This is a genomic window from Faecalicoccus acidiformans (genome assembly GCF_014202635.1).
Taxonomy (GTDB): Bacteria; Bacillota_I; Bacilli_A; order Erysipelotrichales; family Erysipelotrichaceae; genus Faecalicoccus; species Faecalicoccus acidiformans.
In genome coordinates this window covers 16,733-42,846 of record NZ_JACHHD010000015.1, presented here as the reverse complement: position 1 = coordinate 42,846, position 26,114 = coordinate 16,733, and the positions used below count along the sequence as shown (strand labels likewise).

The 26,114-nt window shown below is 40.9% G+C and carries 26 protein-coding genes; 6 read left to right on the top strand and 20 right to left on the bottom strand.

From position 1 onward, the window contains the following. Positions 1-55: 55 nt before the first annotated feature. Together HNQ43_RS07495 and HNQ43_RS07490 are read left to right on the top strand one after the other, a co-directional pair. Entirely contained in the window at positions 56-550 is a 495-nt protein-coding gene (locus tag HNQ43_RS07495; RefSeq protein WP_183376402.1) for an Lrp/AsnC family transcriptional regulator, read from the top strand. Then, on the top strand, positions 547-1,707 hold the full coding sequence (locus HNQ43_RS07490) for an aminotransferase class I/II-fold pyridoxal phosphate-dependent enzyme (RefSeq protein ID WP_183376400.1): 1,161 nt from the start codon (positions 547-549) through the stop codon (positions 1,705-1,707). The genes HNQ43_RS07495 and HNQ43_RS07490 overlap by 4 nt, the downstream gene beginning before the upstream one ends. A gap of 51 nt (positions 1,708-1,758) precedes the next feature. On the opposite strand, the gene HNQ43_RS07485 is transcribed toward HNQ43_RS07490, so the two are convergent. From HNQ43_RS07485 to HNQ43_RS07420, 14 genes are all read right to left on the bottom strand, one after another. Further along, positions 1,759-3,459: a phospho-sugar mutase gene (locus HNQ43_RS07485; protein ID WP_183376398.1), complete on the bottom strand. Its 1,701-nt coding sequence runs from the start codon at positions 3,457-3,459 to the stop codon at positions 1,759-1,761. A gap of 98 nt (positions 3,460-3,557) precedes the next feature. Then, positions 3,558-4,001, bottom strand: a complete 444-nt coding sequence (locus HNQ43_RS07480) for a gamma-glutamylcyclotransferase family protein (RefSeq protein ID WP_183376396.1) — start codon at positions 3,999-4,001, stop codon at positions 3,558-3,560. After that, positions 3,991-4,476, bottom strand: coding sequence for a hypothetical protein (locus HNQ43_RS07475; protein WP_183376394.1), 486 nt, complete (start codon positions 4,474-4,476; stop codon positions 3,991-3,993). Before HNQ43_RS07475 ends, HNQ43_RS07480 begins: the two co-directional genes overlap by 11 nt. Then, positions 4,473-5,120 (bottom strand): pyroglutamyl-peptidase I, encoded by a 648-nt coding sequence (pcp, locus tag HNQ43_RS07470; protein ID WP_183376392.1) that lies wholly within the window; start codon positions 5,118-5,120, stop codon positions 4,473-4,475. Before pcp ends, HNQ43_RS07475 begins: the two co-directional genes overlap by 4 nt. Before the next feature lie 24 nt (positions 5,121-5,144). Further along, a complete protein-coding gene (locus HNQ43_RS07465) occupies positions 5,145-6,101 on the bottom strand; it encodes a DUF979 domain-containing protein (RefSeq protein ID WP_221248037.1) in 957 nt (318 codons plus the stop codon). Then, positions 6,098-6,781: a DUF969 domain-containing protein gene (locus tag HNQ43_RS07460; RefSeq protein ID WP_183376391.1), complete on the bottom strand. Its 684-nt coding sequence runs from the start codon at positions 6,779-6,781 to the stop codon at positions 6,098-6,100. Before HNQ43_RS07460 ends, HNQ43_RS07465 begins: the two co-directional genes overlap by 4 nt. Positions 6,782-6,925: 144 nt before the next feature. Then, a complete protein-coding gene (locus HNQ43_RS07455) occupies positions 6,926-7,192 on the bottom strand; it encodes a phosphocarrier protein HPr (RefSeq protein ID WP_022789300.1) in 267 nt (88 codons plus the stop codon). A 68-nt stretch (positions 7,193-7,260) separates the two neighbouring features. Beyond that, positions 7,261-7,665 carry a 2-thiouracil desulfurase family protein gene (locus HNQ43_RS07450; RefSeq protein WP_183376390.1) on the bottom strand — a complete coding sequence of 135 codons (405 nt, stop codon included), beginning with the start codon at positions 7,663-7,665 and terminating at the stop codon, positions 7,261-7,263. Then, complete coding sequence (gene glgA, locus HNQ43_RS07445; RefSeq protein WP_183376389.1) at positions 7,662-9,107, bottom strand: glycogen synthase GlgA; 1,446 nt, start codon at positions 9,105-9,107, stop codon at positions 7,662-7,664. Before glgA ends, HNQ43_RS07450 begins: the two co-directional genes overlap by 4 nt. Further along, on the bottom strand, positions 9,107-10,222 hold the full coding sequence (glgD, locus tag HNQ43_RS07440) for a glucose-1-phosphate adenylyltransferase subunit GlgD (RefSeq protein ID WP_183376388.1): 1,116 nt from the start codon (positions 10,220-10,222) through the stop codon (positions 9,107-9,109). Before glgD ends, glgA begins: the two co-directional genes overlap by 1 nt. A gap of 6 nt (positions 10,223-10,228) precedes the next feature. Next, positions 10,229-11,368: a glucose-1-phosphate adenylyltransferase gene (locus HNQ43_RS07435; RefSeq protein ID WP_183376387.1), complete on the bottom strand. Its 1,140-nt coding sequence runs from the start codon at positions 11,366-11,368 to the stop codon at positions 10,229-10,231. A 139-nt stretch (positions 11,369-11,507) separates the two neighbouring features. Next, the gene (locus HNQ43_RS07430) at positions 11,508-14,096 is read right to left on the bottom strand and encodes an ABC transporter ATP-binding protein/permease (RefSeq protein ID WP_183376386.1); all 2,589 of its coding nucleotides are present in this window, start codon (positions 14,094-14,096) and stop codon (positions 11,508-11,510) included. A gap of 60 nt (positions 14,097-14,156) precedes the next feature. Beyond that, positions 14,157-15,332 (bottom strand): chloride channel protein, encoded by a 1,176-nt coding sequence (locus HNQ43_RS07425; RefSeq protein ID WP_183376384.1) that lies wholly within the window; start codon positions 15,330-15,332, stop codon positions 14,157-14,159. A gap of 40 nt (positions 15,333-15,372) precedes the next feature. Beyond that, positions 15,373-15,759 (bottom strand): desulfoferrodoxin family protein, encoded by a 387-nt coding sequence (locus tag HNQ43_RS07420; RefSeq protein ID WP_183376382.1) that lies wholly within the window; start codon positions 15,757-15,759, stop codon positions 15,373-15,375. A gap of 53 nt (positions 15,760-15,812) precedes the next feature. Between HNQ43_RS07420 and HNQ43_RS07415 the strand changes: the two genes are divergently transcribed. Further along, complete coding sequence (locus HNQ43_RS07415) at positions 15,813-16,670, top strand: RluA family pseudouridine synthase (protein WP_183376380.1); 858 nt, start codon at positions 15,813-15,815, stop codon at positions 16,668-16,670. On the opposite strand, the gene HNQ43_RS07410 is transcribed toward HNQ43_RS07415, so the two are convergent. The 4 genes from HNQ43_RS07410 to HNQ43_RS07395 form a co-directional block, all read right to left on the bottom strand. Continuing rightward, positions 16,636-17,208, bottom strand: a complete 573-nt coding sequence (locus HNQ43_RS07410) for a prepilin peptidase (RefSeq protein ID WP_183376378.1) — start codon at positions 17,206-17,208, stop codon at positions 16,636-16,638. The genes HNQ43_RS07415 and HNQ43_RS07410 overlap by 35 nt on opposite strands. A 45-nt stretch (positions 17,209-17,253) precedes the next feature. After that, complete coding sequence (locus HNQ43_RS07405) at positions 17,254-18,450, bottom strand: cation:proton antiporter (protein ID WP_183376376.1); 1,197 nt, start codon at positions 18,448-18,450, stop codon at positions 17,254-17,256. Between the two features lie 84 nt (positions 18,451-18,534). Beyond that, positions 18,535-19,419 (bottom strand): RluA family pseudouridine synthase, encoded by an 885-nt coding sequence (locus HNQ43_RS07400; RefSeq protein ID WP_183376374.1) that lies wholly within the window; start codon positions 19,417-19,419, stop codon positions 18,535-18,537. Continuing rightward, entirely contained in the window at positions 19,412-20,047 is a 636-nt protein-coding gene (locus tag HNQ43_RS07395; protein WP_183376372.1) for an HAD family hydrolase, read from the bottom strand. The genes HNQ43_RS07400 and HNQ43_RS07395 overlap by 8 nt, the downstream gene beginning before the upstream one ends. A 139-nt stretch (positions 20,048-20,186) precedes the next feature. On the opposite strand from HNQ43_RS07395, the gene HNQ43_RS07390 reads away from it, so the two are divergent. Next, complete coding sequence (locus HNQ43_RS07390; RefSeq protein WP_183376370.1) at positions 20,187-21,701, top strand: 4Fe-4S dicluster domain-containing protein; 1,515 nt, start codon at positions 20,187-20,189, stop codon at positions 21,699-21,701. 37 nt (positions 21,702-21,738) lie between these two features. Here HNQ43_RS07390 and HNQ43_RS07385 read toward each other — a convergent pair whose 3' ends face one another. Together HNQ43_RS07385 and HNQ43_RS07380 are read right to left on the bottom strand one after the other, a co-directional pair. After that, complete coding sequence (locus tag HNQ43_RS07385; RefSeq protein WP_183376368.1) at positions 21,739-22,062, bottom strand: YolD-like family protein; 324 nt, start codon at positions 22,060-22,062, stop codon at positions 21,739-21,741. After that, the gene (locus HNQ43_RS07380) at positions 22,059-23,318 is read right to left on the bottom strand and encodes a Y-family DNA polymerase (protein WP_183376366.1); all 1,260 of its coding nucleotides are present in this window, start codon (positions 23,316-23,318) and stop codon (positions 22,059-22,061) included. Before HNQ43_RS07380 ends, HNQ43_RS07385 begins: the two co-directional genes overlap by 4 nt. 139 nt (positions 23,319-23,457) lie before the next feature. Here HNQ43_RS07380 and HNQ43_RS07375 point away from each other — a divergent pair, with 139 nt between their 5' ends. Beyond that, positions 23,458-24,051, top strand: a complete 594-nt coding sequence (locus HNQ43_RS07375; RefSeq protein WP_183376364.1) for a LexA family protein — start codon at positions 23,458-23,460, stop codon at positions 24,049-24,051. A 115-nt stretch (positions 24,052-24,166) separates the two neighbouring features. Beyond that, complete coding sequence (locus tag HNQ43_RS07370) at positions 24,167-26,104, top strand: NAD(+) synthase (protein WP_183376363.1); 1,938 nt, start codon at positions 24,167-24,169, stop codon at positions 26,102-26,104. Positions 26,105-26,114 lie beyond the last annotated feature (10 nt).

Here is a 26,114-nt window from a genome sequence, read left to right as displayed (position 1 = left end):
TGCCAATCTTTTGATTCTGTGCTAGAATAGTGATTATACTTCAGGAGGTGTACGTATGAATCAAGGAACCATTTTAGATTTATTAGAAAACAATGCCCGCCTGACCAGTCAGGATCTGGCCGACATTCTCAACGAGGATAAAGATTATATCGCGCAGCAGATCGAACAATTAGAAAAAGATAAGATCATTTGTGGCTATCACACGGTCATCAATTACAACAAAGCACAAAAAGATCAAAAAGTGATGGCTTATATCGAAGTCAACTGTACTCCACAAAGAAATCAGGGCTATGACAAAACCGCACTTTTAATTGCGAAATATCCCGAAGTGGAAACGATGTATCTTTTAAGTGGCGATTGCGATTTCTTATGCTTAGTCTCAGGAAAAACCATGTTTGAGGTAGCCCGCTTTGTCTCCGACAAAATTGCCTGCGTAGAAAATGTGCAATCCACTAAAACCCTTTTTGTTTTAAAGCAATATAAACAAAGTGGTATTTTAATGCAAGATGAAGTCCAGCCGGAAGAACCTAGACTGGTGGTGACACCATGATCAAATCCATCAATCCTACCGTTAAGGCAATGAAACCTAGCGGTATCCGAAAATTTTTTGATTTGGCAAATACTATGAAAGGCGTTATTTCTCTGGGGGTCGGCGAACCCGATTTTGATACCCCGTGGCATATCTGTGAAAACGCCATTCATTCCATGTCGGTAGGAAAAACACACTATACCGCCAATCGAGGTCTTTTAGAACTGCGTCAAGCAATATGTCAATTCCATGCCATCCGCTATCATCAAAACTATGATCCCAAGACCGAAACGCTAGTGACCGTGGGCGGTAGCGAAGCCATTGACTTAGCTATGCGAACACTAGTGGAGCCAGGCGATGAAGTCATTGTTCTAGATCCGAATTATGTAGCATATGCACCAACCATTGAATTAGCCGGCGGAATACCGGTTCCTATCGTTCTAAAAGAAGAAACGGAGTTTAAATGTTTGCCGGAAGATTTAAAAAAGGCCATTACTCCAAAAACCAAGGCCATGATCATCAACTACCCAAGCAACCCAACGGGCGGTGTCATGACAAAGGAAGACTATGAAAAGCTTGTTCCCATCATCAAAGAAACCGGCATCTACGTTGTCAGTGATGAAATCTATGCAGAACTTAGTTTTGACCAAGAATTTGCTTCTTTAGCTCAATTTGATGAAGTTCGTGACCAAATCATTGTAGTCAACGGATTTTCAAAAGCTTTTGCGATGACAGGATGGCGTCTGGGCTATGCTTTAGCAAACCGAGATGTCTCTGATGCCATGACAAAAATTCATCAGTATGTGATCATGTCTGCCCCAACACAGGCACAGTATGCTGCGATTGAAGCCATGACTCACGGATTGGATGATGTCATCCGCATGCGCAACGATTATTTGAATCGTAGAAATTTGTTAGTCAACCGATTAAATCGCATGGGATTGGATACGAATATGCCTCATGGAACATTCTATGTTTTCCCAAACATCCAAAAGACCGGAATGACCTGTGAAGAATTCTGTGAAAAGCTCTTGGAAAAAGAAAAAGTTGCCTGTGTCCCAGGCAACGCATTCGGCGAACACGGTGAAGGTTTTATTCGAATTTCTTATGCATATAGTATAGACCACCTCAAAGAAGCATGTGATCGCATTGAGCATTTCCTTCAAAATTTGGATTGATACTAAATATAAAAGTACCGCCAATTCATTTCACTGGCGGTACTTTTTGTTTTAACTGTTTGTCAATTCTTTCATTGCCTGCTGATAAGCAACGGTCTTTTCATGGGCATCTTCTTTTGAGTTCCCCTTGATACAATAATAGAACTTACATTTTGGTTCTGTTCCACTCGGGCGGACCGCAATCCAACTTCCATCTTCCAAATAATATTTTAAGACATCCGATTTTGTAAATCCGGTCAATTCAGTAACTGTATCTCCTTCTTTGATCGTACATTCTTTATAGTCTTCGCTGCGAACGACCTTAACCCCGTTAATCTGTGATGGAGCATCTTTACGCAGATTCGCTAAAATCTCTTTAATTCGATTGGCTCCTGCTTCTCCAGACAATGTCAAAGCAACTTGACTTTCTTCGTATGTTCCATGGCGTTCATACAAACCATCAAGAACATCCACAAGATCTTTCCCTTGTTGTTTATAGTAGCTGGCAGCCTCTGCCAACATCAAACAAGCCTGAGGGGCATCTTTATCACGAACAAAAGGTTTAATCAAAGATCCGTAAGATTCTTCATAGCCAAATACATAATTCTTTTCATGAGTAACTTCATATTTGGCAACTTTTTCTCCAATGAACTTGAAGCCGGTCAATGTTTTTTCAGTTGAAACCCCATAATCCGCAGCTACTTTTTCACCAAGATCACTTGTAACTACTGTATTGAACATCACCGGATTTTCAGGCATTAATCCTTTTTCCTTCAGTTGAGAACAAATATATTCAATTTCTACCGAACCTGACTGGTTACCGGTCAATACGACATACTCGCCATTATGTTTAACACCGACTCCCATACGGTCAGCATCCGGGTCACACACCAAGATCACATCTGCATCGTTTTCCTTGGCATATTTCAAAGCCAATTCATATGCTCCAGGTTGTTCTGGATTTGGTGTTGGAGTGTTCGAAAAATCTGGATCTGGCGTGCATTGTTCTACAACAGGTATGCAAGTATATCCGGCACGTTTATAAACTTCCTGGACCGGAATATTGGCTGTCCCATGTTCTGGCGAGAAAACAATCTTGATATCCTTTTTGACATCCGGATTCAATTGGATACTCAAAACATTTTTATAGTATTCTTCATCCACATCTTTGCCGATAACCGTAACCAACTTCTTCTGTTCGTCGGTACATTTAGCATCAATAGCAAGTTCATCCTCAATGGCGTTGACCTCTCCAATCACCTGACTGGCTAAAGCCGGAACCAGCTGACAGCCTTTATCATCATAAAGCTTGTAACCATTATATTCTTTTGGATTATGACTGGCTGTGATCATAATGCCGCCAAAGCAATGCAGATGACGAACCGCAAAACTCAATTCCGGTGTTGGGCGCAAAGATTCAAATACATAAGAACGAATATTATTTTTTGCGAGCAAATCAGCACAATCAAAAGCTAATTCCTTGGACATATGTCGATTATCATATCCGATCGCGATTCCTGCCTGGCATGCCTCCGGTCCTGCTTTTTGAATATAGTTGGCATATCCCTGCGTTGCTTTACGGATCGTATGAATGTTGATACGATTGGTTCCCGGCCCTAAAAGACCTCTCATCCCGGCGGTTCCAAATTCGATCAACGTATAAAATGCATCATTTTTTTCTTCTTCGGTCATATTTGCCAAATCATCCTTATAACGAGGATCTAAATTTGGATGGTTGACCCATTTTTCATATCTTTCTTGTACAAGTGACATAAAGAAATCCTCCTAAATCTACGAGCTTATTATAGCATTTTTTCAATGAAATGAAATCGTTTTCATAAAGAAAAAGAAACATTCCATTCAGAATGTCTCTACATCACACTATCACGAGCCCGCTCAAGATCCGATACATCAAAACCATAATCTTCAAAGCCTTGCTTGATTGTCTTCCAATATGTTTCCGAAGGATATTTCTGATCTGTATATGGCTGCATGACATAAACCAAGGCCTCAACATCCCCCAGATCTTCAGTATGGATCATTAACGGAATCCGATCATATAGTTCAGGATACTCTTCATATTCATCCAATGCCGCTAGATCTGTCATAGATACCGAATAGACACCAACTTGGACGCGATCTCCTTGAGAAGGTACGACGTCCAAGAATCCTTTAGCTCCAAACACAAGTTTATAATCTTTAAGGATCCCTTTCGAAAGCCGTTTCGCATCGGGACATCGCTTTGCCATAGCCTTTAAATCCAGGTTGCTGCCATATGCGGCATAAATAATAGCGGATTGTGGATCAATTGTCATTTTTTTCACTCTTTTCAATCAAAAACCATAATTCCATGATCATTTTACGTGATTTTCGAAAATAACGTCGACGATAATGATAAACTTCCAGATCTTTCCATTCCGGAAAAGACCGATAACCACTGGACGGTAACCATTCATCATAAAAACGTTTTCGAATCTTTGCGACTTTTGCCGGCAAAGTCAACTGAGAATGAACAGGAATATTCACCTTAACTGCTTCAATACCTTTTGAGATATAAAGATTTTTAAACTCTTTATTTTTCTTCAAAACAAAATCACCCATAAAAACTTTATTGGGTCCCGAAGCCACACAAGTAGTTAAAGGCTTGATCTGAAATTGAATATGCGGGCGAATCTTAGCATACTTTTTGGAAAGAGCTGGAAGATCTTCAAAAAGCGTAGACTCGCTCGTTTTCAATTCAACACCAGAAACTAAAATATCTTCATTCAACGCAACAGGAGAAAAGATCAATGAGTTTCTCCCCCAACCGTTTGGATATCTGTTTCATTTTCTACTATGGCCTTTACGGCTAATTCAATTCCTTTTGCGATATCAGAAAGATTCATTCCCGGAGTTCCAGCCGGTTGATTCACAGTTTGTTCTGTGGCATATGGAACATGCATAAATCCGCCTTTAATCGTAGGATGTTTTGTTGCCAAAGCATGCATAACACAATATAACATCGCATTGCACACATAGGTTCCTGCCGTAAAAGAAACCGATGCCGGAATACCAGCCTTTTTCATCTCTTCTACCATCGCATGAACCGGAATCGTCGCAAAGTAAGCAGCCGGAGCTCCTTCTACTAATGGCTGATTCATTGGTTGATTGCCTTCATTATCCGGAATACGGGCTTGCACATAATTGATACCGACAAACTCAGGTGTTATCTGCGAACGTCCACCCGCTTGCCCAATGCACAATACATAATCAGGATGAAATTCTTCAATAGCGTCGACTGTCTTCTGTGGACCTTTTCCAAATACGGTTGGTACTTCCAGCTTAATCACTTCAGCGTCTGCAATTTGATCCGGCAAAAGCTTTACAGCTTCATAAGCCGGATTGATTTTTTCGCCGCCAAAAGGATCAAAGCCAGTAATCAGTATTTTTTTCATAAGAAAGCCTCTCTAGATCGTATTCTAAGATAAAACGATCATCATTATAATTTGTATAACAAGCATAATAGCCGCAATCAATACTTGGTTTTTGATAACCCCATAATCGTCTTTCATCTCCAAAACCGCTACAGGAACGATATTGAAGTTGGCCGCCATCGGCGTACACAAGGTACCACAATAACCACAAGTCAGAGCTAAAGAACCGATAATGACCGGATCAGCACCATAAGCCAATACAAATGGAGCCCCAATACCAACTGTCATTACCGTAATTGCCGCAAAAGCATTTCCCATGACCATTGTGAACAATGCCATGCCAACCGCATAAACAATGATACCAAAAGCTACATTTCCTTCTGGAATGATATTTGTGACTAAACCAGAAATCACATCTCCGACACCGGCTGTAGTGAAGACGGCTCCCAAAGCAGCCAACAAAGTCGGTAACATACTCAGCGGTCCCACGATATCTAACATACGCCGACCATCATTTAAAAACACCTTAGGCGTGTTTTCTTTGGAAAAGAGCATCAATAAGATGATTCCGAAAACAACACCGACTCCCATACCAAAGATTGGTGAAATCGTTGTAAACAGAGCCGCAATTAGTGCAAATGCACCAATGGAAAGGGCCGGCACAAAAACTTTATATCCAATTTTTTTATAATTATTCTGCATTTCTTCCGGCGTTGGACTAGGCTCATTTCCAGCCTTCACTTGTTTAAAGATTGGACTCAAGACCATCAATACCATTAATACACCTGTAGCCATCGGCGGAATCCATTTTCCGATCAAAAACATCAGTCCTAACAAGAACCAGAAAATAAATGTACCAAATCTTTTTTCGTTGGTCTTATCATTCAGATTGCGAATTGCGACATAGATGGCGATCAAGCCAATCACGAAATACAAAATTTCTAACAGTTTATCTGAAAGTGAAACATCAACACTCATGAAAAATTCCATAGGGTTCGTCATGATTTAGCACCTCCTGCATATTTCTTGGCCAGACGTCTATCTTTCAAGAAATAATAAATGATAGCAACAGCAGTTGCGATCAAAGCTACCGGGATCTGAACGCTGGCCAGATCGATCAGCGCTACTTCATAACCAAGATCAGCCAATGTAGATTGCACTAACAACATTCCACTCGTTCCAACAAACAAAACTTGGCCAAAGAACCATGCCACGTTATCCATAGCACTGGACATACCTTTTAACTGTTCCAAATACTCATCAGCAATTGGATGTCCATCCTTTTCGACGATCGCTTGTGCCATAGGCATAACAATAGGACGAATAAAGCTGGCCGCTCCACCTACACTGATATTAAACGCACCAAAAATCAGACGGATAATTCCATAAATACCAACAATCAGACCAGCAGAAGCGTTTTTGAATTTTCCCATAAACTCTGCCGCCGCTTGTTTCAAACCGTTTCGTTCCAGGGTTCCGGTAAGTACCAGAACAATAATAAATGTACACATGCTTCGGTTCGATACAAAGCTCGATCCTAATGTTTCTAAAAAAGTGACAAGGTCGATGCCAGATACAAGTGCTGTTACAACCGCAGCAACCATGATTATCAAGATGGAATCCAGCTTGAGGATAAATCCAATGATGACAATCAGGATACCCAACAATTTCAAAATTTCCATGATTCTCTCTCCTTACTACTCGTTTTTGAAATTTTTGACTTGCTTTAATTATACGACGATGAAAATTTCTTTCAAGATAAAATGTTTGATTTTTCATTAGGAAAAATCAAAAAAAAAGCCCGAAGGCTTTTCTTTTTGATTCAATTAAGCAATGATTTTTTGTGCGCGAAGTACTTCTTCGATAGCTGCAATAGCTTCTTCTTCGTCTTCTCCAGAGCAGCTGATTGTAATTTCAGACTGTGTAGGAATTCCTAAAGACATAACGCCCATGATTGATTTCATGTTTACTTCACGTCCTTTGAATGCAACATTGATTTCGCTCTTAAATTTGCTGGCGGCATTTACCGCAACAGTTGCAGGACGAGCATGTAATCCTACTGGATCAACTACAGTAACAGTCACTTGTTTCATTATAAATTTCCTCCTAAAGTAAATCTAAAAATATTTTAGTCCATTTCTATCAATAAATCAATATAATTTCAGTCAACTTCCAAGATTCGAATTCCTCGATCTGCAAGGACTTTCGCAAACATTCCATATCCATAAATCAGACGATTTTTGAAGTTTCCATCAAAGATCCATCCATAACCGCAAGTCGGTGAACGAGCTTTCAAGATCGCTAAATCAACCGATTCCAAATGAACTTCATTCAGTATTTTCGTTATGGATTCCTGCATACTCTCTGTCAGATCTTCCCCATTTTTATCAATCAATCGGCCATTCAAGATCTCACAAGGTGCTCTCGGGATTCCTAAATAAGCTTCAGGACAAACTGGTACGATTTCATGTCCGGCGATCAGATCCATGACCTCTTTGCGAAAACAATCCCTTCCATCGTATCGACAACGCTCCTTACAAAGGCAAGCGCTAATCAAGATCTTCATGAATTTGACATCAATTCATCATAAAGCAAAGAATAGGTCTTTGCACTATTTGCCCAACTTACATCGGTATTCAATGCGTTAGTCTGCAACATCTTCCAATCATCTTTGCGATTATAGAAGACATCGATTGCATAATAAAGCGTATTGATCAACTCATTTGAATTGTAGTTCTCAAAGCTGAAGCCGTTTCCACTCTTATCGTATTCATTATATGGATTGACTGTATCTTTTAAACCACCCGTCTCACGAACCAGAGGAAGCGTTCCATAACGCATTGAGCAAAGTTGCGAAATACCACAAGGTTCGAAAAGACTCGGCATTAAAAATAAATCACTGGCAGCATAGATGCGATGAGCCAAGCTCTCGTTATAGCCATAATAGAAACAGATCTTTCCTTTATTTCCATTCTCTAGTTCGCGGAATTTATTTTCGATCTGATTCTCTCCGCTGCCTAAGATCGCGATTTGGATCGGAGCCGCACATAAAGCATCTAACTGTTCCATCAATAGATAGAATCCTTTTTGCCATGTTAAACGGCTAACACAACCTACAAGCAATACGTCCGGGTTCTCTTCAAGTCCTAACTCTCTTTGAAGTGCAAGTTTATTCTCTTTCTTTTGTTTGTCCATATTCACTTTGTCGAAATGATACGGAATCTCTGGATCGGTCTTTGGATTCCACAAATCAATGTCGATTCCGTTAACGATTCCCCAAAGATCATATTTTCGCATATTCAAGATTGCTTCTAAATGTTCCCCATACTGTGGAGTTAAGATTTCTTGCGCATAAGTGGGAGAAACGGTCGTGACTTTATCAGAATATAAAATTCCAGATTTCATAAAGGAAATACCGCCATCAAAACGTACATTTCCATTATCCAGCAGGTAATATGGAAGTCCCAGACAAGAATCCAACATCTCTGGTCCAAAATTTCCTTGGTAAGCTAAGTTATGGATCGTGTATACAAAACGAATACTGCGATAACGCGCATCATTATCGTGAGTTTCTTTTACCATGCATGGAATCATACCAGTATGCCAATCATGACAATGAATAATGTTAGGCCAGTAATTCAACTGATTCAGCATCTCGATCACAGCTTTTTGGAAATACGCGAAACGCTCTCCATCATCATCGTAACCATAAAGCGTATCTCTTTCAAAATATCCTTGATGTTGAATGAAGAAAAAACACACATCGCCTTCCATTTTCGAATACACCCTTACAGGAACTTCATGATAAGCGATCGACACCGAATATTCGCAATCAAAATATAGATCATCCATATATTTTTCCGCGATTTTCTTGTATAAAGGCATAACGACCTTCACTTCATGTCCCTGGTCTGTCAACGCCTTGGGCAAAGAACCAATTACATCGGCAAGGCCCCCTGTTTTGATAAAAGGAAGCCCTTCACCAGCAACCATTAAAATCGAAGCCATTAAATATTCTCCCTTCTACCAATATAAAGCGGATCTTCCGGAGTTCCTGTCAAATCGATCTTTTTATAGATCTTCGTATGTTTGTCAACAATCACATTTTTCAAGACCGCATTGTCTCCGATCTCAACATCTGGCAAGATCAAGCAGTTTTCAATATGAGCGCCTTTTCCTACCTTGCAAGCTCGGCCAATGATCGAATTGACCACTTCTCCATGAATCTCACTGCTGTTGGATACTAAAGAGCCAATAGCACTTCCGCCATCCAAATAAATGGCTGGTGCACTGTCATTTGTCCGTGTATATGCCGGCCATTTTGGATTTGAGAATTCACGCATATTCGCCTCATTCAAAATTGCCATGTTGCTATCATAATACGATTTTAAATCATTGATGCAGTAAACGCTGCCTCTAAAATTGACACCGCGAATATCCATATCTTTACAATGATCATTGACAATGTCTTTGAACCAATACATGCTGCTGACCTTACGTGCTTCTTCAACTAAAGAAACAAAGATCTCTTTTGACATGATATAAGTCTGTAAAGAAAGCTGGCGATTCTTATAGTTGCCAAGATTGCTCTCAATGCTCAGAACCCCTTTTTGGCGATTCATCTGCAATACATCGCAATTGATGTAATGTGTTTTGGCATCATCCACATTCTGATATAACATTGTGATTTCAGCACCGCTTTGGATATGCTGATCCAAATAATCGGCATAATTGACCATATAAACCATATTGACTGGCGCAATGACCACATAATCATTTTTATTTTCCTGGATTGAATCGATCTGATCATAATAGCTTTGAACATCCGAAACATACTGAATGGCTCCATCTTCACGATATAAAGGAATCAAATCAATACGTCCATGTTTCGAGTTGATATTATAATGACGGCCACTGCCAACATGTTCAATCAATGGCTGAGGGTTGCCATTTACAAAAACCTTGATATCATGGATTCCTGAATTGGCCATGTTAGAGAGTGGAAAATCGATCAATCGATATCTTCCAATAAAACTAAATGCCGCAATCGGACGATATTTCTGCAAGCCTCTCACATAAACGCTCGGGTCATTATAAGTTACGATTCCTAATGCATCACACATTGTCGGTTACTCCCCTTTCTTTACGCGTTTTGAAATCAACGCGATCTCTTCACTGTCCAAGGAGCCTACAACAGCACCTGGATCGATCTTGACACCATCCGCAACGATAGCGCGATAGACCTTAGCTCCTTCACCTACGGTAACCCCCGGCATCAATACAGCTTGTTCTACAGTAGCATCTTTATCGATCGTCACATCATTGAAAAGAACAGAGCTTTCCACATGTCCGCGAATGATAGCACCTTGATTGATGTAACTATTCTTGACCGATCCTTCCGGTCCTACATAATGCGGCAGTGCCGGAACATCTTCGGTGTAGATCTTCCATTCTGGATCGTCCAGATTTAACTCACTGGTCTTGTCCAAAAGATCCATATTGGCTTCCCACAGAGAATCAATAGTTCCTACATCTTTCCAATAACCTTCAAATTTATAAGCCTGCAGTTTCTTTCCTTGATTCAAGAAAGAAGGAATGATGTCTTTTCCAAAATCATGATGACTGCCTTCTACACTCATATCCGCAATCAATTCTTTACGAAGGTCCTTCCAATTGAAAATGTAAATACCCATACTTGCCAGATTTGATTTTGGATGTGCTGGTTTTTCTTCGAATTCTACGATGCGTCCTTCCTCATCTGTATTCATGATTCCAAAACGACTCGCTTCTTTCATAGGAACCGGCAACACGGCAATCGTACAGGCAGCTTCTGTTTCTTTGTGTAATGAAAGCATATCTGCATAGTCCATTTTGTAGATATGGTCACCCGAAAGAATCAAAACATATTCAGGATCAAAGGTATCAATAAAATCGATATTTTGAGTGATGGCATCAGCAGTTCCTTGATACACATCAAATTTTGTTCCGTCTTTTTCTCGTGGCGGCAATACATAAACACCGCTTCCTCGGGTATCTAATCCCCAACGCTGTCCGGCTCCGGCGTATGCATTCAACATAACGGACTCATATTGTGTCAGTACACCGACGACTTTGATTCCTGAATTGGCACAGTTGCTCAACGGGAAGTCAATGATTCGATATTTCCCGCCAAAGTAAACGGCTGGTTTTGCGTTTTTCTTGGTCAAATCCAGTAAACGCGTTCCACGCCCGCCCGCCAGGATCATTGCGAGCATATTATTTTGTTCCATAACCATCCTCCTATACTACATAGTGATTACTCATTTCCAAGTATACCACTTTTTTATGAAATTAAAACGATTTTTCAGTAAAATGTATGCGTTTTCATTCTTGAAACAAAAATGTCGGATCTTTCGACCCGACACGATACTATTCACTTCTCAAAGCTTCTACAGGATCCTTTTTCGAGGCATAACGGCTTGGTATCAGCCCGGCAATCACCGTTAAGATCAAGCTGATCAAAATCAGAATCAGCCCTCCTTGCCATGGCAAACGAGCAATATGCGAAACTCCCGTTAGATGTTCCACAATCAAACTGATAGGAAGATTCAATAACAAAGTAATCAAGATCCCCATGCAGCCGCTGCATAGACCGATGATAAAAGTCTCGGCATTAAAGACATGCGATATATCTTTTTTTGAAGCTCCGATGGAACGCAAGATTCCGATTTCTTTGGTTCTTTCCAGAACGGAAATATAGGTGATGATTCCAATCATTATACTGGAAACGATCAAAGATACAGAAACAAATCCAATCAAAACATAAGAGATCATATTGATCACACTGGTCACGCTCGACAACATCATCCCAATAAAATCGTTATATGTGATCACATTGTTGATGTCACCGTTCGCTTTTTGTTCTTCATTATACGCATTGATCTGATCGCTGATCATTTCTTTGTCTTCGAAGTTGGAAGCATAGATCTGAATTGCGGTAGGATTATTCAAATCAATATAGCCCAGTTTCTGAAGATTCGTCTCGTAAGTGGCATTCAAATTATCATTATATGTCTGGATATAAGCCATCAGCTCTTCTTGAGACATACTTGCCAGAGCCATTTGCTGTTCTGTGCTCAGATCCGACATCTGAATTTTTTCTGCATTTGAAAACTCGGCCCCTGTAAAGACATTGATATCTGGATGGGCAATCTGTTCTTGAACGATCTCAGATTGCGAACAAACATCGATCATATGATCCTGCATCGCACTAGTATAGTAAACTCCACCCATGGTCGTAGAAGACACCGTCGAATCAGTCGGCTTGATTATTCCGACGATTTTGATCTCTTCGGCATCGGCCATCAATTTGTCAACGTAAGCTTCATCATCGCTTTTATCGATCCATACCCCATTGATTTTCTGATAAAGATCCGAATTGGGAATCAATTTAAATGTCGTATCCATCAATTCATCCATTGTATAGGTTACGCTTTCACTTGTCTGGATCTTATCGCGATTGCCCGCCAGCAGTTCCTCATAGTTTTCAACCAGCTCATCCTGATTCATCAATCCCAAAGAATATAGGACATAATCGGAGATCTCGTTGTTTTCATCGACCTCGATCACAACCTCATTATAATCATCGGCCCATTCTCCGGCCACCAGTTGATACTCATCATCACGAAGCTCCTGACTATCCGGCAAAGGAAGCCAAACCTCATTGTTCATCATCGAACTCGAAGACGGCATAAATTGCGAAGACAGATTCATCATATCCGAGTAACCCAAGCGTTCTAATAATCCATTAGGGCTGACTTGCACCAAGCCTTGATCTCCCAAGTCATTGTACACATGAAGACTCAGGCCATAGCTATACTCAATTGCCTTCGCATGATCACGCAAATCCTTCCCTCCATCGCTTTCAATGTAAGACTTAAAAGCAGTAAGATTATTTTCCGATGAGCTCGAAATCGAATTGAGAATATCATTGATATATGGCGAAGATGTGATCTCATCCTCATTTTTTTGTTGCTCTTCTTTGGATTCAGTCATATTCATCATGGTTTCCATCATGGTCGACATATCCATTGTATTATCCTGAATCTCAATGGGATAACTTGCCATCGTATCGTTTTCTACACGATCGATATAGTTCTGCACTCCATTAGATAACGACAAGATCAGCGCAATCCCGATAATCCCGATGCTTCCCGCAAAGCTGGTTAGAATCGTCCTGCCTTTTTTTGTCATTAAATTGTTCAAGCTCAGCGAAAGAGCCGTTTTAAAAGACATTCCCGGTTTCTTGAGCTCTTCTGAAGAGGGCTGGATCTCTTGAGGACTGACCGGATCTGTATCGCCTTTGACTTCACCGTCAAAAAGTTGAATGATTCGAGTCGAATATTGTTTGGCCAGTTCAGGATTGTGAGTCACCATAACAACCAGCCGGTCTTTAGAAATCTCTTTCAAAAGTTCCATGATCTGAACACTCGTTTTAGAATCCAAAGCTCCTGTTGGTTCATCTGCCAATAAAATATCCGGGGCATTGACCATTGCCCGAGCAATAGCTACCCTCTGCATTTGCCCTCCCGACATTTGAGTCGGCTTCTTATGGATCTGATCTTCCAAACCAACCTTTTTCAGAACTTCGATTGCCCGTTTTCGGCGCTCTTCTTTTCCAACACCCGTTAAAGTCAATGCCAATTCCACATTGCTCAACACCGTTTGGTGCATGATCAGGTTATAGCTCTGAAACACAAACCCCACTCGATGATTGCGATAAGTATCCCAGTCTTTATCTGTATAATTCTTTGTCGATCGGCCATTAATAATCAAATCTCCAGAGGTGTAATGATCTAAACCACCAATTATATTCAAAAAAGTAGTTTTACCACATCCGCTTTGTCCCAAGATGGAAACAAACTCACTATCACGAAAAGTAATTGTGATGTCCTTCAGCGCATGAACAACATCAGTTGATGTCGAATAATCTTTCACAAGATGCCTTACTTCTAACATGAAATCCCTCCTGACTGAGGTATTATACCATTACTTAAGTATCTTAACAATAAGTAGCTTTCATTTTGAGTTCAGCCGATATACACTCCATTTTCCTTTAGTAAGACAGGATGCCAAACCAGCCGTCAAAGAAAGCGGAACAAACCACAGTCCAAAAATCTCAATGCCAAAAAAAGCCGTTCCCCATATAGAATGCGTCCCTGCTCCAAAAACACAAAGCATGCCGATTGCAGCACAAACCAACGGATCCAGACCAACCAAGGGACCGCAAACGACTCCTAAACTAGCGCCAACCGAAAACATGGGCGTCATTTCTCCGCCTACAAAACCACAAGCCGATGTCAATATTGTCAAAACCGCTTTCCAAATCCAATCTGACAAAAACACCTGTTCTCCTTCAAAGACCGCTTGCAGAAGAATTTCACCTGTTCCAATATATCGAAAGTTACGAATGAACATCAGCAAAAGCATCAAAATCAAACTCAGGACGATAATTAAAACAATTGCATGTTCACTTTTTTGTATCTGAGATCGAGCCCACTGAAGACTTCTCGCAAAAAGATTTCCTATAACTCCAAACAATACTGCACACAAAAAGATTTTGAACAAAACACCCCACGAAAAGCTGGGCAACTCCAAAACAGATAGACGCAAAGATGGAATTTGAAAAATAAGATGTACGCTATAAGACATCAAAGAAGCCAATAAAGCATAAGGAAGCTCTTTCCATCGCCGCGAAAAGATTTCCACCGCAAAAAAAGCAGCCGCAATCGGGCAGCCAAATAAACACGACAGCGCTGCTGCGATTCCGCAAGTCAAAGAACACCCCATCGAAAAGACAGGAATTCTTTTTTGAAGGAAGCTTCCTATCGCCGACCCCAGCTGCAGACTGGCCCCCGCGCGGCCTGTACAAGCCCCCAAAAGATGTGAAATCCAAGCTTCTGATATCGCTAAAGGTGCATTCCTCAAAGGGATATGAACCGCAGATTCTTCTGCTTGAAAAATCTGTTCTATATTCTGTTTATCGTGTCCTATATTTTTGATTAGCCATCGTGTCAACAAAGCTCCAACCGGTAATCCCCATAAAAAAAGGCTGCCCATTTTCAAATGAAGATCCGTTAAAAGCCGAACGCCTGAAACAAAGATACTTTCAACCATGCCGACAACTAGGCCCAAAAACAGACAAAAGACAATGAACCGTCCCTTTTTTCTTCCAAATTCGATCAATGATTCCATGAACTCATCTTACGAAAAAAAGACATGGAAGTCCATGTCTTTATTCTGCGCTGATCGTGAATTCTGTTTTCCAAAGCCCGTGCAGATTGCAGTATTCGTAAACAGTCACTTTACCAGAACGATGTTTTACACAAAAATGAACTTGTGGTTCCTGTCCGGGATTCAACGTTTTCTTTTCCACTGTACCATCTTCAAATTCTGCCCATACGGCTGTAATATAATGTTCTTCCAACATTGGATGTGGAACGCTGCCCACTTTTACGATCAATTTATGTCCATTCTGTTCTACAACTGGTACATGTTTTTCTAAAGCTCCATCCGTGGTACCGGCTTTAACTTCGTGGAATCCTTCTGGCAACTGTCCGCCTTTTGGTTCTACGACCATTTCAAACACTGCACCACATTCATTGCATTTTACGATTTTCATTTTTGAAATCCTCCTCTATATTGACATTATATCGATAAAAACTTAAATTATCTATGAATATGACCGCATCTTACAATATTTTACAATGCACTCCCTATCAGTTGCGATTTCAAGTCATGAAACCAATCCGTCTGGATGAACTTCGAAATCATTTTTTTTGTTCTAAAAAACATTGGAATCGATGCACCGATTTTTCGATCCCAACTTTAGAACCTAAAAAAAACTATACGATTTCTTTTAAAATGCAGGCAAAATCTTGCGAATACTCGAATCAACCAGTTTCTGTTGTCTACGAAGATTCCTTTTGTATTGTTGCCTTCAAACCGGCTTTTTTACTCGTTCATGATGATGGTCATCACACAGACACCTTACAAGGGCGCATCAATGCCTATTTAGATTCACAAAAATGGCCTTACAACGCTCAAGCGATCCATCGAATCGATACCGAAGCGAGCGGCTTGGTTCTCTTTTGTAAATTTCCTTTCTTCCAGCCCTTCTTTGATCATCAAATGGGAACCCATCTGATTCAAAAAGAATATCTTTGCATCGTAAAAGGGATCTTGTCCTCTAAGCACGGTATCCTTCAGAACCCGATCGCAAAAGACCGGCATGATGCCAACAAAATGCGAATTTCAAAAACGGGAAAGCCTTGCAGTACCTTGTATACAGTTTTGGAAGAAAAATCTAACACTTCGTTGATTCAGGTACAGATCCAGACAGGACGGCGCCATCAGATTCGTGTTCATATGAAAAATCTGGGCCATCCTATTTACAATGATCCTTTATATGGAAAAATCGAGGACAGCCGCGGCATGCTTCTACAAAGCAAGCAGCTGCGTTTCCACGTTCCTTTTCAGAAGGATCCTGTCACAGTGATCAGCCCAAAAGATCCGCGAATGATATTAGAATAGTATACCCCTTAAGATAAGCGATCCATACTCCTATACTTAAACATGAGCAAAAAGGAAGGATCGTTTTTTTCATGCCAAGCATCCAAAAAAAACCAATCCCAATCGCAATCAAACAAGCGACAATCATACGTTCCAGCCCCAATAAAGCACCAAAATAAAAAAAGTAAACAACATCCGCCAAACCGATCCATTCCGGTTTAAAACGATGCATTGCGAATGAAGGAAGACCATATAGCAAAGCTCCGCTCACAGAAGAAAGCCAGTTTTGTGGAAATCCCAGATAAAGAATCAAAAATAACGAAGGCACGATCCATTTCTTGGAAATATAATAAGTTTTTAAATCTTGCCAAAACAAACAATAAATATAAATCAACAAGACCATTCCTTCGGTCATAGATTCTTGCGGAAGCGATCGAATCGTTATGATCTGACCGCAAAGAAAACAAAGCTTTCCCATCCAAGGCAATTCTGTTTTTAGTCCATATCTTTCGAAAAGTAGAATTCCCAAAAAACTCAATCCAATAAAAAAGATCTCCATACAAGAAAGTATAGAGATCGTTTCTTACAAAAGTGTGACCAAAGATCATTTTTGGACAGTCTGCAGATAATCAGGATCATCCCCTTTTGGATTATAAACCAGTTTCAATAAAACAGGCGTGATGATCGTTGTAAAGACTACACACAATAAAATAGGGGTCACAAAAATCGAAGGCAAGATGCCCAATGCCATCCCGCGATTGGCAACGATCAAAGCAACTTCTCCGCGTGAAACCATACCGCATCCGATCCGAATCGACTGTGTCTTTGAATACCGGCAAAGCAAGCCTCCCAATCCGCAGCCGACCACTTTGCTGACAACCGATACAACGCAAAGTAAAACAATCAAGATCAATAAGCTGGTTGACAGTTGTAGCGGTTCCAATTTCAGTCCAATGCTTGCGAAAAATACTGGCGAAATCAACAGATACGACAAAGTACCAATACGTTTTTCAACATAAGCACATTGACTGGTTCCTGAAATAATCAAGCCGGCCACAAAAGATCCCGTAATGTCCGCAACCCCAAAGAATGCTTCCGAAGCATAGGCCATCAATAGGGCAAAGGCAAAGCTGACAATTGAATACCGCTGCAAACCTCCGCGAGAGTCATGATCAAACCACCAGGCAAACGCCTTATGTAATACGATTCCCACCACAACTGCAAAGATAAAGAACAATACGATCTTCAACAGCACCATTCCTACATCGATGCTGCTGTCGGCCAAGCCAGAAACGATCGTCAAAGCAATGATTCCCAAAACATCATCAATTACGGCAGCCGCCAAAATCGCATTCCCGCTCTCGGTTTTCATAGCGCCCATCTCTTTCAAGGTTTCAACCGTGATTCCTACCGAAGTTGCGGTTAAAATAACACCTAAGAATAAATTCTCGATCCAGGCTTCTGGTCCAACGTTATACATCATGCCGATTGCATATCCCATAGCCAGAGGAACCAAAACACCTAATACCGCAATCACAAACGCCTTCAAACCGGCTTTTTTCAGATCCGTAATGCTGGTTTCCAAACCGGCCCCGAACATCAATACGATCACACCAATCTCAGATAAAGTCGAGATCAGGTTGCTTGGCTGCACCAAACCAAAGACGGCAGGTCCTAGCAAGATTCCTGCCAACAAAGCTCCGACAACGGCTGGCATACGCAGTTTCCGAGAAAACAATCCGAACACTTTCGTACCCAATAAAATCAGAGCCAGATCTAATAGATAACGATAACTATCCATATTTCAATCTCCTTAAAATCAAAACACAATGAATTATAGTCTTTTGATTAGGATACATCAAGAAAAATAAGTGTTAATTTTTCATTAATATGAAAGCATAAAAACATGTTGATTTAGATCTAATCCCAGATCCTCGAACTCCAATTTATATGCACACAATGAATATTGACTTTGTTTACCGGCATATCCATATTTTCGATCCCCTACTAAAGGATACCCATAATGAGCCATCCCCGCCCGAATCTGATGAAAACGTCCCGTATGCAGTTGAACCTCTACCCAAGTATTATTTCCTTCACTAGCTGTTCTAGATACATCCATCTGCGCTTTTTTATAACCAGCACAAGGATGATCTAAGACAATCGCCTTCGTCTGCTCTTTTTTGATATAAAATGTATACGATTGAAACGATCCCTGAAACGTGCCTTGGACCAGTGCTTTATACGATTTATGAATCTTATGCTTTGCCATGGCCGCATTTAGGATCCGTAACGCTTTCGCATTTTTTGCCGCGATCACAAGTCCGCTGGTGTTTCGATCCAAACGATTGCAAAGAGCAGGCGAAAAACTATTTTCATTTTCCGGATCATACTCCTTCTTTTTCCACAAATAATATCGAACTCGTTCTACTAAAGTATCTTGCCAGGTTGGCTGATCGCTTTGAGACAGCAATCCATAGGGTTTATTGACAATCAATAGATCATGATTTTCATAAACCACCTCGATGGGCTTCGTTTCCCGAATCTGTTTTTTGGATCGTTCCGTTAAGACTTCGGGCGGAAGAAACAATAAGATCACATCTCCCGAACATAAGATTTGTTTGGGTTCGCAGCGTTTTCGATTTACTTTGATCTTCTTATTACGAATTCCTTTGTACATCATGGAAGCCGGTAAAGAAATAAATGTTTTTTGTAAAAAGCGATCCAAACGCTGCCCGGCATCATTTTCTTTGACAAGGACCTCAACCATAAACAACCTCCAGACATTCTTTTAAAGAATCCAAAACTGGTACTCCCGACTGCACAAGACGTTTTCTGGATTGATGCCCCGTTGTAACCAAAAGACAATGTGCTCCCAAAGCATCTGCCACTTCATGATCATGCAGGCTATCTCCAATAAACCAAATTTCATCATCAGGCCGGCATGTTTTCTGATATTCTCTTGCTAAAGCCAGTTTGCTGCGAGCATAGATGTCCTGAATCCCATACACATCCAAAGAAGAAGTTGACAGACCAACCGCCTGGATCTGGCGGTCCAGATACTCTTTCTTGCTGGCAGATAAGACAGTCTGATGAATCTTATCCTTTTGTACCTGTGACAACACTTGTTGAGCATCTTCGACCAGGCAACACTGATAACTCTTCTTTTGATACAATTCCATATATTCTTTGGCTAACTGAGAAAAAGGCGTCACTGAAAAATCAAATCCTAATTCTCGGTAATAATCTTCAATGGGAAATCCAAAGACGTTCCGATATGCTTCTACATCAGGCAGCGGTTGACAATGATGAGAAGTCAAAACAGAATTGATGCAGTGAAAACAAAGTTCTACATCATCAAATAGGGTTCCATTCCAATCCCATACGATTCGTTTCATGTCTGATCACCTTCCTGATTATAGCATGTTCTTTGATTCGAAACCGTATTGTGAATTTGTTATCAATTTTTCTTTTTTTTATTCCATTTGTCCGATATAATGAAAAAGGTATAGAAAAGAAATCTAATAAGGAGGAACTATGCGCGGTATATATAATTCTGTCACTGATCTTCGCCGAAAAGTCTTTGCGGCCATCGCCAGCATGGCTTATGAAGATTGTGATGACTTGGCAAAACGAATCGAACAGATTCCTTACGAGCTGTTGCCTGGCGACAAAGCCACCTATCGTAACAGCATCTTCCTGGAACGAGCCATCATTGGTGAACGTCTTCGTTTGGGAATGGGACTTCCTACTCGTGATGCCGGTGAATTCAAAGCTCTTTCCGATGGTATTGAAGAAAGTGCTATTGGCGAAAAATATTACGATGATCCTTTGATCAACATTATTAAATTCGCATGTAACGCTTGTCCAGAAAAGAAAGTTTTTGTCACAAATGCTTGTCAAGGCTGTTTATCTCATCAATGTACTGAGGTTTGTCCTAAAGATGCGATCCATATCGTAGACGGAAGAAGTTACATTGATCAGGATAAATGTATTAAATGTGGTCGCTGTATGGAAGCTTGCCCTTACAAAGCCATCACCAAAATCGAACGTCCTTGTGCCGCAAGCTGCGGAATGGATGCGATCAGCAGCGATGAAGACGGAAAAGCCGTAATCGACTACGATAAATGTGTCAGCTGCGGAATGTGCCTTGTCAATTGTCCGTTTGGCGCCATCGTTGACAAAGGTCAGATCTTCCAGACGATCTATGCGATGAAAGAAGGTCATCGTGTCGTAGCTGCCGTTGCCCCGGCTTTTGTCGGCCAGTTTGGTCCTAGTGTAACTCCAGAAAAATTAACAGCGGCTTTAAAGCAGTTAGGTTTCTCAGATGTTGTAGAGGTTGCGATCGGTGCTGACCTCTGTACGATCGAAGAAGCGGAGGACTTCCTAGACAAAGTGCCTGAAAAACAGCCTTGGATGGGAACTTCTTGTTGTCCTGCATGGTCTGTCATGGCCAAGAAGCAATTCCCTCAATTCGCGCCTTACATCTCTATGGCATTGACTCCAATGGTCTTGACCGCTCGTATGATCAAAAAAGATGATCCTGATTGTAAGGTTGTCTTCATCGGACCTTGTGCTGCCAAGAAATTGGAAGCCAGCCGTAAATCTGTACGAAGCGATGTCGACTTCGTCTTGACATTTGAAGAAGTCATGGGAATGTTCGTTGCCAAAGATGTTAAACTTGAAGAGATAGAAGCTGACGATCCATTAAATAAAGGATCCAACCGCGGTCGTGAATTTGCGGTTAGCGGCGGTGTCGCAAAAGCCGTTAAATCTTTGATCAACAAAGAACATCCAGAAGTCGAGGTCAAAGTACAGGCGGCTGAAGGGCTTAAAAACTGTAAGACCATGTTGATGATGGCGAAAGCCGGACGACTCAACGGTTATCTGTTAGAAGGTATGGCTTGCCCTGGCGGTTGTGTTGCAGGAGCTGGTACATTACAGCCAATCGCAAAATCTAGTGCAGCAGTCAAAAAATACGCAAAAGAAAACACTTTAGAAAATTCCGATGAAAGCGAATACGGATATCGCCTTCAAGAATTAACTGAATAAATAAACATCAAATAGCCGATCACACGCAAAAGATCGGCTATTTTTCTTGCTCTATGAATTGAATATCTACGATATGTTCTAATAAGATTTTCTGTTTTACCAGCTGAAACCGCCGATTCTCTAAATCGATACAAGATACCTTTCCTGTCATCTGAAAATACGCACCTTGATCCCAATACTCGATTTGAAGCATATCCCCTGTCCGAACCTGGTGAATCTTGCGATTCAATTCTTCCAGATCATCTTCAGAAAGAATCCTTGGCGCCACTTGAATCTGTTCTTTTTCGTTCAACATCTCACGAAACCCTTTTAAGGCATCAAAAGATTGAAAAATATAAGCTCGCTGTTTCCGATCCATCATGCCCGATGTCCTCCAATCGTATTATTTCGATAACGAGCTGTGGCTGCTTCAAGCATATTCATTCCTTTTAAAACCGAATTTTTCCCATACCGGTCTTTGATTTGAATCAATGTCTGCTGCAGTTTTCGTTCCTTTTCTAAAAATGATCTATCCGCAAACAGGTCCCACTGCTCATATATTTCGTCTTGCAGATGCCCAAACGTGATGGCGATTTGTCGAATAGGATACCTGGAATCACAGATTCGCTGAAATAAAAGACGATACTCCTCCATCAAAATTTGATACGAATTCGTGCGATTCGTGATCGTGCACGACCCTCGGCTTGGTTTCCGAATGTTTTTTGAATATCCAATGAATAAGGAAATATGGTCCGTAACCAAATGATTTCGTACCAGTCGCAATGTATGGATATCAACCATTTCTTTTAAAATCAAGTAAGCGTCTTCACAGCTATAATCTGAAAACAAAATCTGGGAATTTGAAATAGAGTTTCCTTTAGGATGATACGCTTTGATATCTTGAATCTGCACTGGTTCTTTGCCCCAGGCATGATCGATCAAAATCTCTGCATTGATTCCAAATTCCCGGTATAAAATTTCTTCAGGGAACCGCGTAATGCCCCATAAATCACAAATTCCCAAGCGAGCTAAATGCTGTGCTGTTCCTCTGGCAATCATCCAAAAATCCGTGATAGGCTGATGATGCCACAATTTTTGTCGAAAGAGTCCCTCATCTAAAAAGCCTATATGATCATCGGATTGCTTGGCCAAAATATCCAAAGCAACCTTGGCCAAAAACAAATTAGTTCCCATTCCGATCGAAGCCGTGATTCCAGTTTGATCAAACACATCCTGCACAATACGAAGGGCCAACTCTTTCGGTGTTGTATGATAGAGCGATAAATAGGAAGTAATATCAAAAAAAGATTCGTCAATCGAATAGACATGAATATCTTCTTTCGCAATATATTTTAAAAATATCCCATAGATCTTCGCTGCATATTTCATATAAAGATGCATTCTGGGCATCGCAATGATATAATCAATAGTTTCTGGAATCTCATAGATTCGTCCCCGGCTTTTGACCCCTTGTTTTTTGATAGCTGGTGTTGCGGCTAGAGTGATTGCTCCCTTTCCTCTTGTCGGGTCGGCAACGACAAGATTGACCTCAAAAGGGTCTAAACCTCTTTCTACACATTCGACAGAAGCATAAAAAGATTTCAGGTCAATGCATATATAAATTCTTGATGTTTCCATTTCCTTCTCCCTTCTATCTTGAAGTTTAATTTGATGTTTTCTCATATACAAGATAGATTTGGGAATTTTTTATAATTTTATATTTATATTTTCTCAAATTTAGTTTTTTTTGATATTATAGACACAAGGAAGTGAAAGTATGAAACTAAAAGAACTGTTGATTCGGTATGAAATTGAGAATGATCTCAACCATACACAACTAGCCAAGATCATCGGGGTTTCTACCTCGACCCTATATCGCTGGATCAGCGGAGAAAGTACAGATCTTAAGAAAAGTACTCTTCAAAAGTTATCTCACGTTTTAGGATATGATGTAGAAAAACTTCTTCATGAAGAAACATCCTCTTTAAAGCCCATTCTTGGAACTGTCAAGGCCGGCTATGATCTTTTTGCCCAAGAATCGATTGAAGGTTATGTGGAAGTCAATGGAAAAGATGCTCCTCGTGGCGATTACTTCTTACGAATTCAAGGAGACTCCATGGAAGGATCTCATATTTACGATGGAGATCTTGTGTTTGTCCGCCAATGCGATACGGTTGAAGATGGAAAAATTGCTGTTGTCTTAATTGGGGAAGAAGCCACTGTCAAAAAGGTCCGTTACAAAAACAATCTGATGATCTTGGAAGCTTCCAATCCTAAATATGAACCAAAATATTTTACTCCGCAGGAGGTCGCAGACCTCCCGGTTCGGATTTTAGGACAAGTCCGCTTTGTCCGTACAGATTTTGATTAAGACTCTCTTTTTAGAAATCTTGATTTTTTGTATACTATAGTTACTGAACAATAAACAGGTTATAAAGAAGAAAGGAACACAACGATTTCAAACCTGGATCGCTGTATATTATACGATGAAACGTTTTTCTTATTATAAAGTAGCAGCCTGCACCCCGCCTGTATCCATCGGAAATCCTAAAGCCAATGCCCAAGCAATCATTGACTTGCTTTACAAGTTGCCTGAGGATACTCAATGTGCAGTTTTTCCTGAATTGAGTTTGAGCGGTTATACATGCCAGGATCTATTCTATGAACAGATTCTGCTGAAAGGATGTCAACAGGCGCTAGAAGATATTCTTCTTCATATGCCGACCAATCGAGTCGTGATCGTGGGCCTCCCGTTAGTGATTGAAAACAAGCTCTATAACTGTGCTGCCGTTTGCTTTGATCGCGAGGTATTAGGTATTTATGCCAAGACTTATATTCCGATGTATAACGAATACTATGAGAAACGTTGGTTTTCTTCCGGTAAAGAGCTTCCTGAAAACACGACGATCAACCTCTGTGGAAAAGAGGTTCCGGTCTCAAATCAAATTCTTTTTCAAGATAAGACGACATCGGCCTGCATTGGAGTTGAGATTTGTGAGGACCTTTGGGTGACAATTCCGGTCAGCTCGCGTCTGTCATTAAAAGGCGCCAACATCTTATGCAACTGCAGTGCTTCTAATGAGATTATCGCTAAAGAAAACTATCGTCGTGATCTCGTTATCCAACAAAGTGCCAAGACTTATGGAGCCTATATTTATGCCAGTGCCGGTCCGGACGAAAGTTCCAGCGATCTTGTTTTCAGCGGCCATGACATAATTGCGGAAAATGGAAAACTTCTAGCTCAATCGACTTTCCAAGATCCGTCTGATTACATCGTGGCAGAGATCGATCTGCAGCACTTAGAGCAAGACCGCATCCACATCAAAACAAGCCAAGAGGAAGCCGCAGGCCCCACTCAAAGAATAGAATTCTACAGCCGTCCTATTGAATCCATCGAATTGAAGCGATCTATCGATGCCTACCCTTTTGTCCCGACACAAAAAGAAAAAAGGCTGGAGCGCTGTCAGGCTATCTTGCAAATTCAGGCACAAGGTCTTGCAACACGTCTAAAAAAAATTCACGGTACCAGCGTCGTATTAGGAATCAGCGGAGGCTTAGATTCTACCTTAGCCTTGTTGGTGTGTCATAAAGCATTTGAAATGTTGCACTTAGATCCCAAAGGGATCCATGCGATTACCATGCCGGGTTTTGGAACGACCAAACGCACCAAATCCAATTCTCATGCTTTAATGGACCTGCTGCATGTTTCAAGCGAAGAGATCAGTATCGTGCCTAGCGTAAACATGCACTTCAAGGATATCCACCAGGATCCGCAAAAACACGATATCACATATGAAAACTCACAGGCTCGACAGCGAACGATGATCTTAATGGATCTAGCCAATCAATATAACGGTTTTGTCGTAGGAACGGGAGACCTGAGTGAACTGGCCTTAGGATGGTGTACTTATAATGGAGATCATATGAGCATGTATGCCGTCAATGTCAGCGTACCGAAAACATTAGTTCGCTACATTGTGGAAAGTGCCGCTCTGCAAGCCCGGAAGAATGGTCAAGAAGATCTCTGGCGGGTTTTGATCGATATTTGTGAGACGCCCGTATCTCCGGAGCTCTTACCGCCGGACCCGGATGGAAAAATCGCCCAAAAAACAGAAGAAGTGCTGGGATCTTATGATCTGCATGACTTTTTTCTCTATCATATGTTGCGCTTCCACGAATCTCCAGAAAAAATCTTTGCACTTTGCCAGATTGCCTTTCCAGCCACAAATAAGGAAACGATACTAAAGGCTTTAGAAACGTTTTATTCGCGATTCTTTACACAACAATTCAAAAGAAACTGCATGCCAGATGGTGTCAAAGTGGGTTCAATCTGCTTTTCTCCGCGAGGAGATTGGCGAATGCCAAGTGATGCCTGCCGTGATTTATGGCTAGCACAAATAGAAGAAATCCGGGAATCACAGTGATCCCGGATTT

What these genes read in the sequence shown, in the direction of transcription:
- HNQ43_RS07495 (WP_183376402.1), top strand. Translation starts at nt 56, where the DNA reads ATGAATCAAGGAACCATTTTAGATTTATTAGAAAACAATGCCCGCCTG.
- HNQ43_RS07490 (WP_183376400.1), top strand. Translation starts at nt 547, where the DNA reads ATGATCAAATCCATCAATCCTACCGTTAAGGCAATGAAACCTAGCGGT.
- HNQ43_RS07485 (WP_183376398.1), bottom strand. Translation starts at nt 3,459, where the DNA reads ATGTCACTTGTACAAGAAAGATATGAAAAATGGGTCAACCATCCAAAT.
- HNQ43_RS07480 (WP_183376396.1), bottom strand. Translation starts at nt 4,001, where the DNA reads ATGACAATTGATCCACAATCCGCTATTATTTATGCCGCATATGGCAGC.
- pcp (WP_183376392.1), bottom strand. Translation starts at nt 5,120, where the DNA reads ATGAAAAAAATACTGATTACTGGCTTTGATCCTTTTGGCGGCGAAAAA.
- HNQ43_RS07465 (WP_221248037.1), bottom strand. Translation starts at nt 6,101, where the DNA reads ATGACGAACCCTATGGAATTTTTCATGAGTGTTGATGTTTCACTTTCA.
- HNQ43_RS07460 (WP_183376391.1), bottom strand. Translation starts at nt 6,781, where the DNA reads ATGGAAATTTTGAAATTGTTGGGTATCCTGATTGTCATCATTGGATTT.
- HNQ43_RS07455 (WP_022789300.1), bottom strand. Translation starts at nt 7,192, where the DNA reads ATGAAACAAGTGACTGTTACTGTAGTTGATCCAGTAGGATTACATGCT.
- HNQ43_RS07450 (WP_183376390.1), bottom strand. Translation starts at nt 7,665, where the DNA reads ATGAAGATCTTGATTAGCGCTTGCCTTTGTAAGGAGCGTTGTCGATAC.
- glgA (WP_183376389.1), bottom strand. Translation starts at nt 9,107, where the DNA reads ATGGCTTCGATTTTAATGGTTGCTGGTGAAGGGCTTCCTTTTATCAAA.
- glgD (WP_183376388.1), bottom strand. Translation starts at nt 10,222, where the DNA reads ATGTGTGATGCATTAGGAATCGTAACTTATAATGACCCGAGCGTTTAT.
- HNQ43_RS07435 (WP_183376387.1), bottom strand. Translation starts at nt 11,368, where the DNA reads ATGGAACAAAATAATATGCTCGCAATGATCCTGGCGGGCGGGCGTGGA.
- HNQ43_RS07430 (WP_183376386.1), bottom strand. Translation starts at nt 14,096, where the DNA reads ATGTTAGAAGTAAGGCATCTTGTGAAAGATTATTCGACATCAACTGAT.
- HNQ43_RS07425 (WP_183376384.1), bottom strand. Translation starts at nt 15,332, where the DNA reads ATGGAATCATTGATCGAATTTGGAAGAAAAAAGGGACGGTTCATTGTC.
- HNQ43_RS07420 (WP_183376382.1), bottom strand. Translation starts at nt 15,759, where the DNA reads ATGAAAATCGTAAAATGCAATGAATGTGGTGCAGTGTTTGAAATGGTC.
- HNQ43_RS07415 (WP_183376380.1), top strand. Translation starts at nt 15,813, where the DNA reads ATGAATATGACCGCATCTTACAATATTTTACAATGCACTCCCTATCAG.
- HNQ43_RS07410 (WP_183376378.1), bottom strand. Translation starts at nt 17,208, where the DNA reads ATGGAGATCTTTTTTATTGGATTGAGTTTTTTGGGAATTCTACTTTTC.
- HNQ43_RS07405 (WP_183376376.1), bottom strand. Translation starts at nt 18,450, where the DNA reads ATGGATAGTTATCGTTATCTATTAGATCTGGCTCTGATTTTATTGGGT.
- HNQ43_RS07400 (WP_183376374.1), bottom strand. Translation starts at nt 19,419, where the DNA reads ATGGTTGAGGTCCTTGTCAAAGAAAATGATGCCGGGCAGCGTTTGGAT.
- HNQ43_RS07395 (WP_183376372.1), bottom strand. Translation starts at nt 20,047, where the DNA reads ATGAAACGAATCGTATGGGATTGGAATGGAACCCTATTTGATGATGTA.
- HNQ43_RS07390 (WP_183376370.1), top strand. Translation starts at nt 20,187, where the DNA reads ATGCGCGGTATATATAATTCTGTCACTGATCTTCGCCGAAAAGTCTTT.
- HNQ43_RS07385 (WP_183376368.1), bottom strand. Translation starts at nt 22,062, where the DNA reads ATGATGGATCGGAAACAGCGAGCTTATATTTTTCAATCTTTTGATGCC.
- HNQ43_RS07380 (WP_183376366.1), bottom strand. Translation starts at nt 23,318, where the DNA reads ATGGAAACATCAAGAATTTATATATGCATTGACCTGAAATCTTTTTAT.
- HNQ43_RS07375 (WP_183376364.1), top strand. Translation starts at nt 23,458, where the DNA reads ATGAAACTAAAAGAACTGTTGATTCGGTATGAAATTGAGAATGATCTC.
- HNQ43_RS07370 (WP_183376363.1), top strand. Translation starts at nt 24,167, where the DNA reads ATGAAACGTTTTTCTTATTATAAAGTAGCAGCCTGCACCCCGCCTGTA.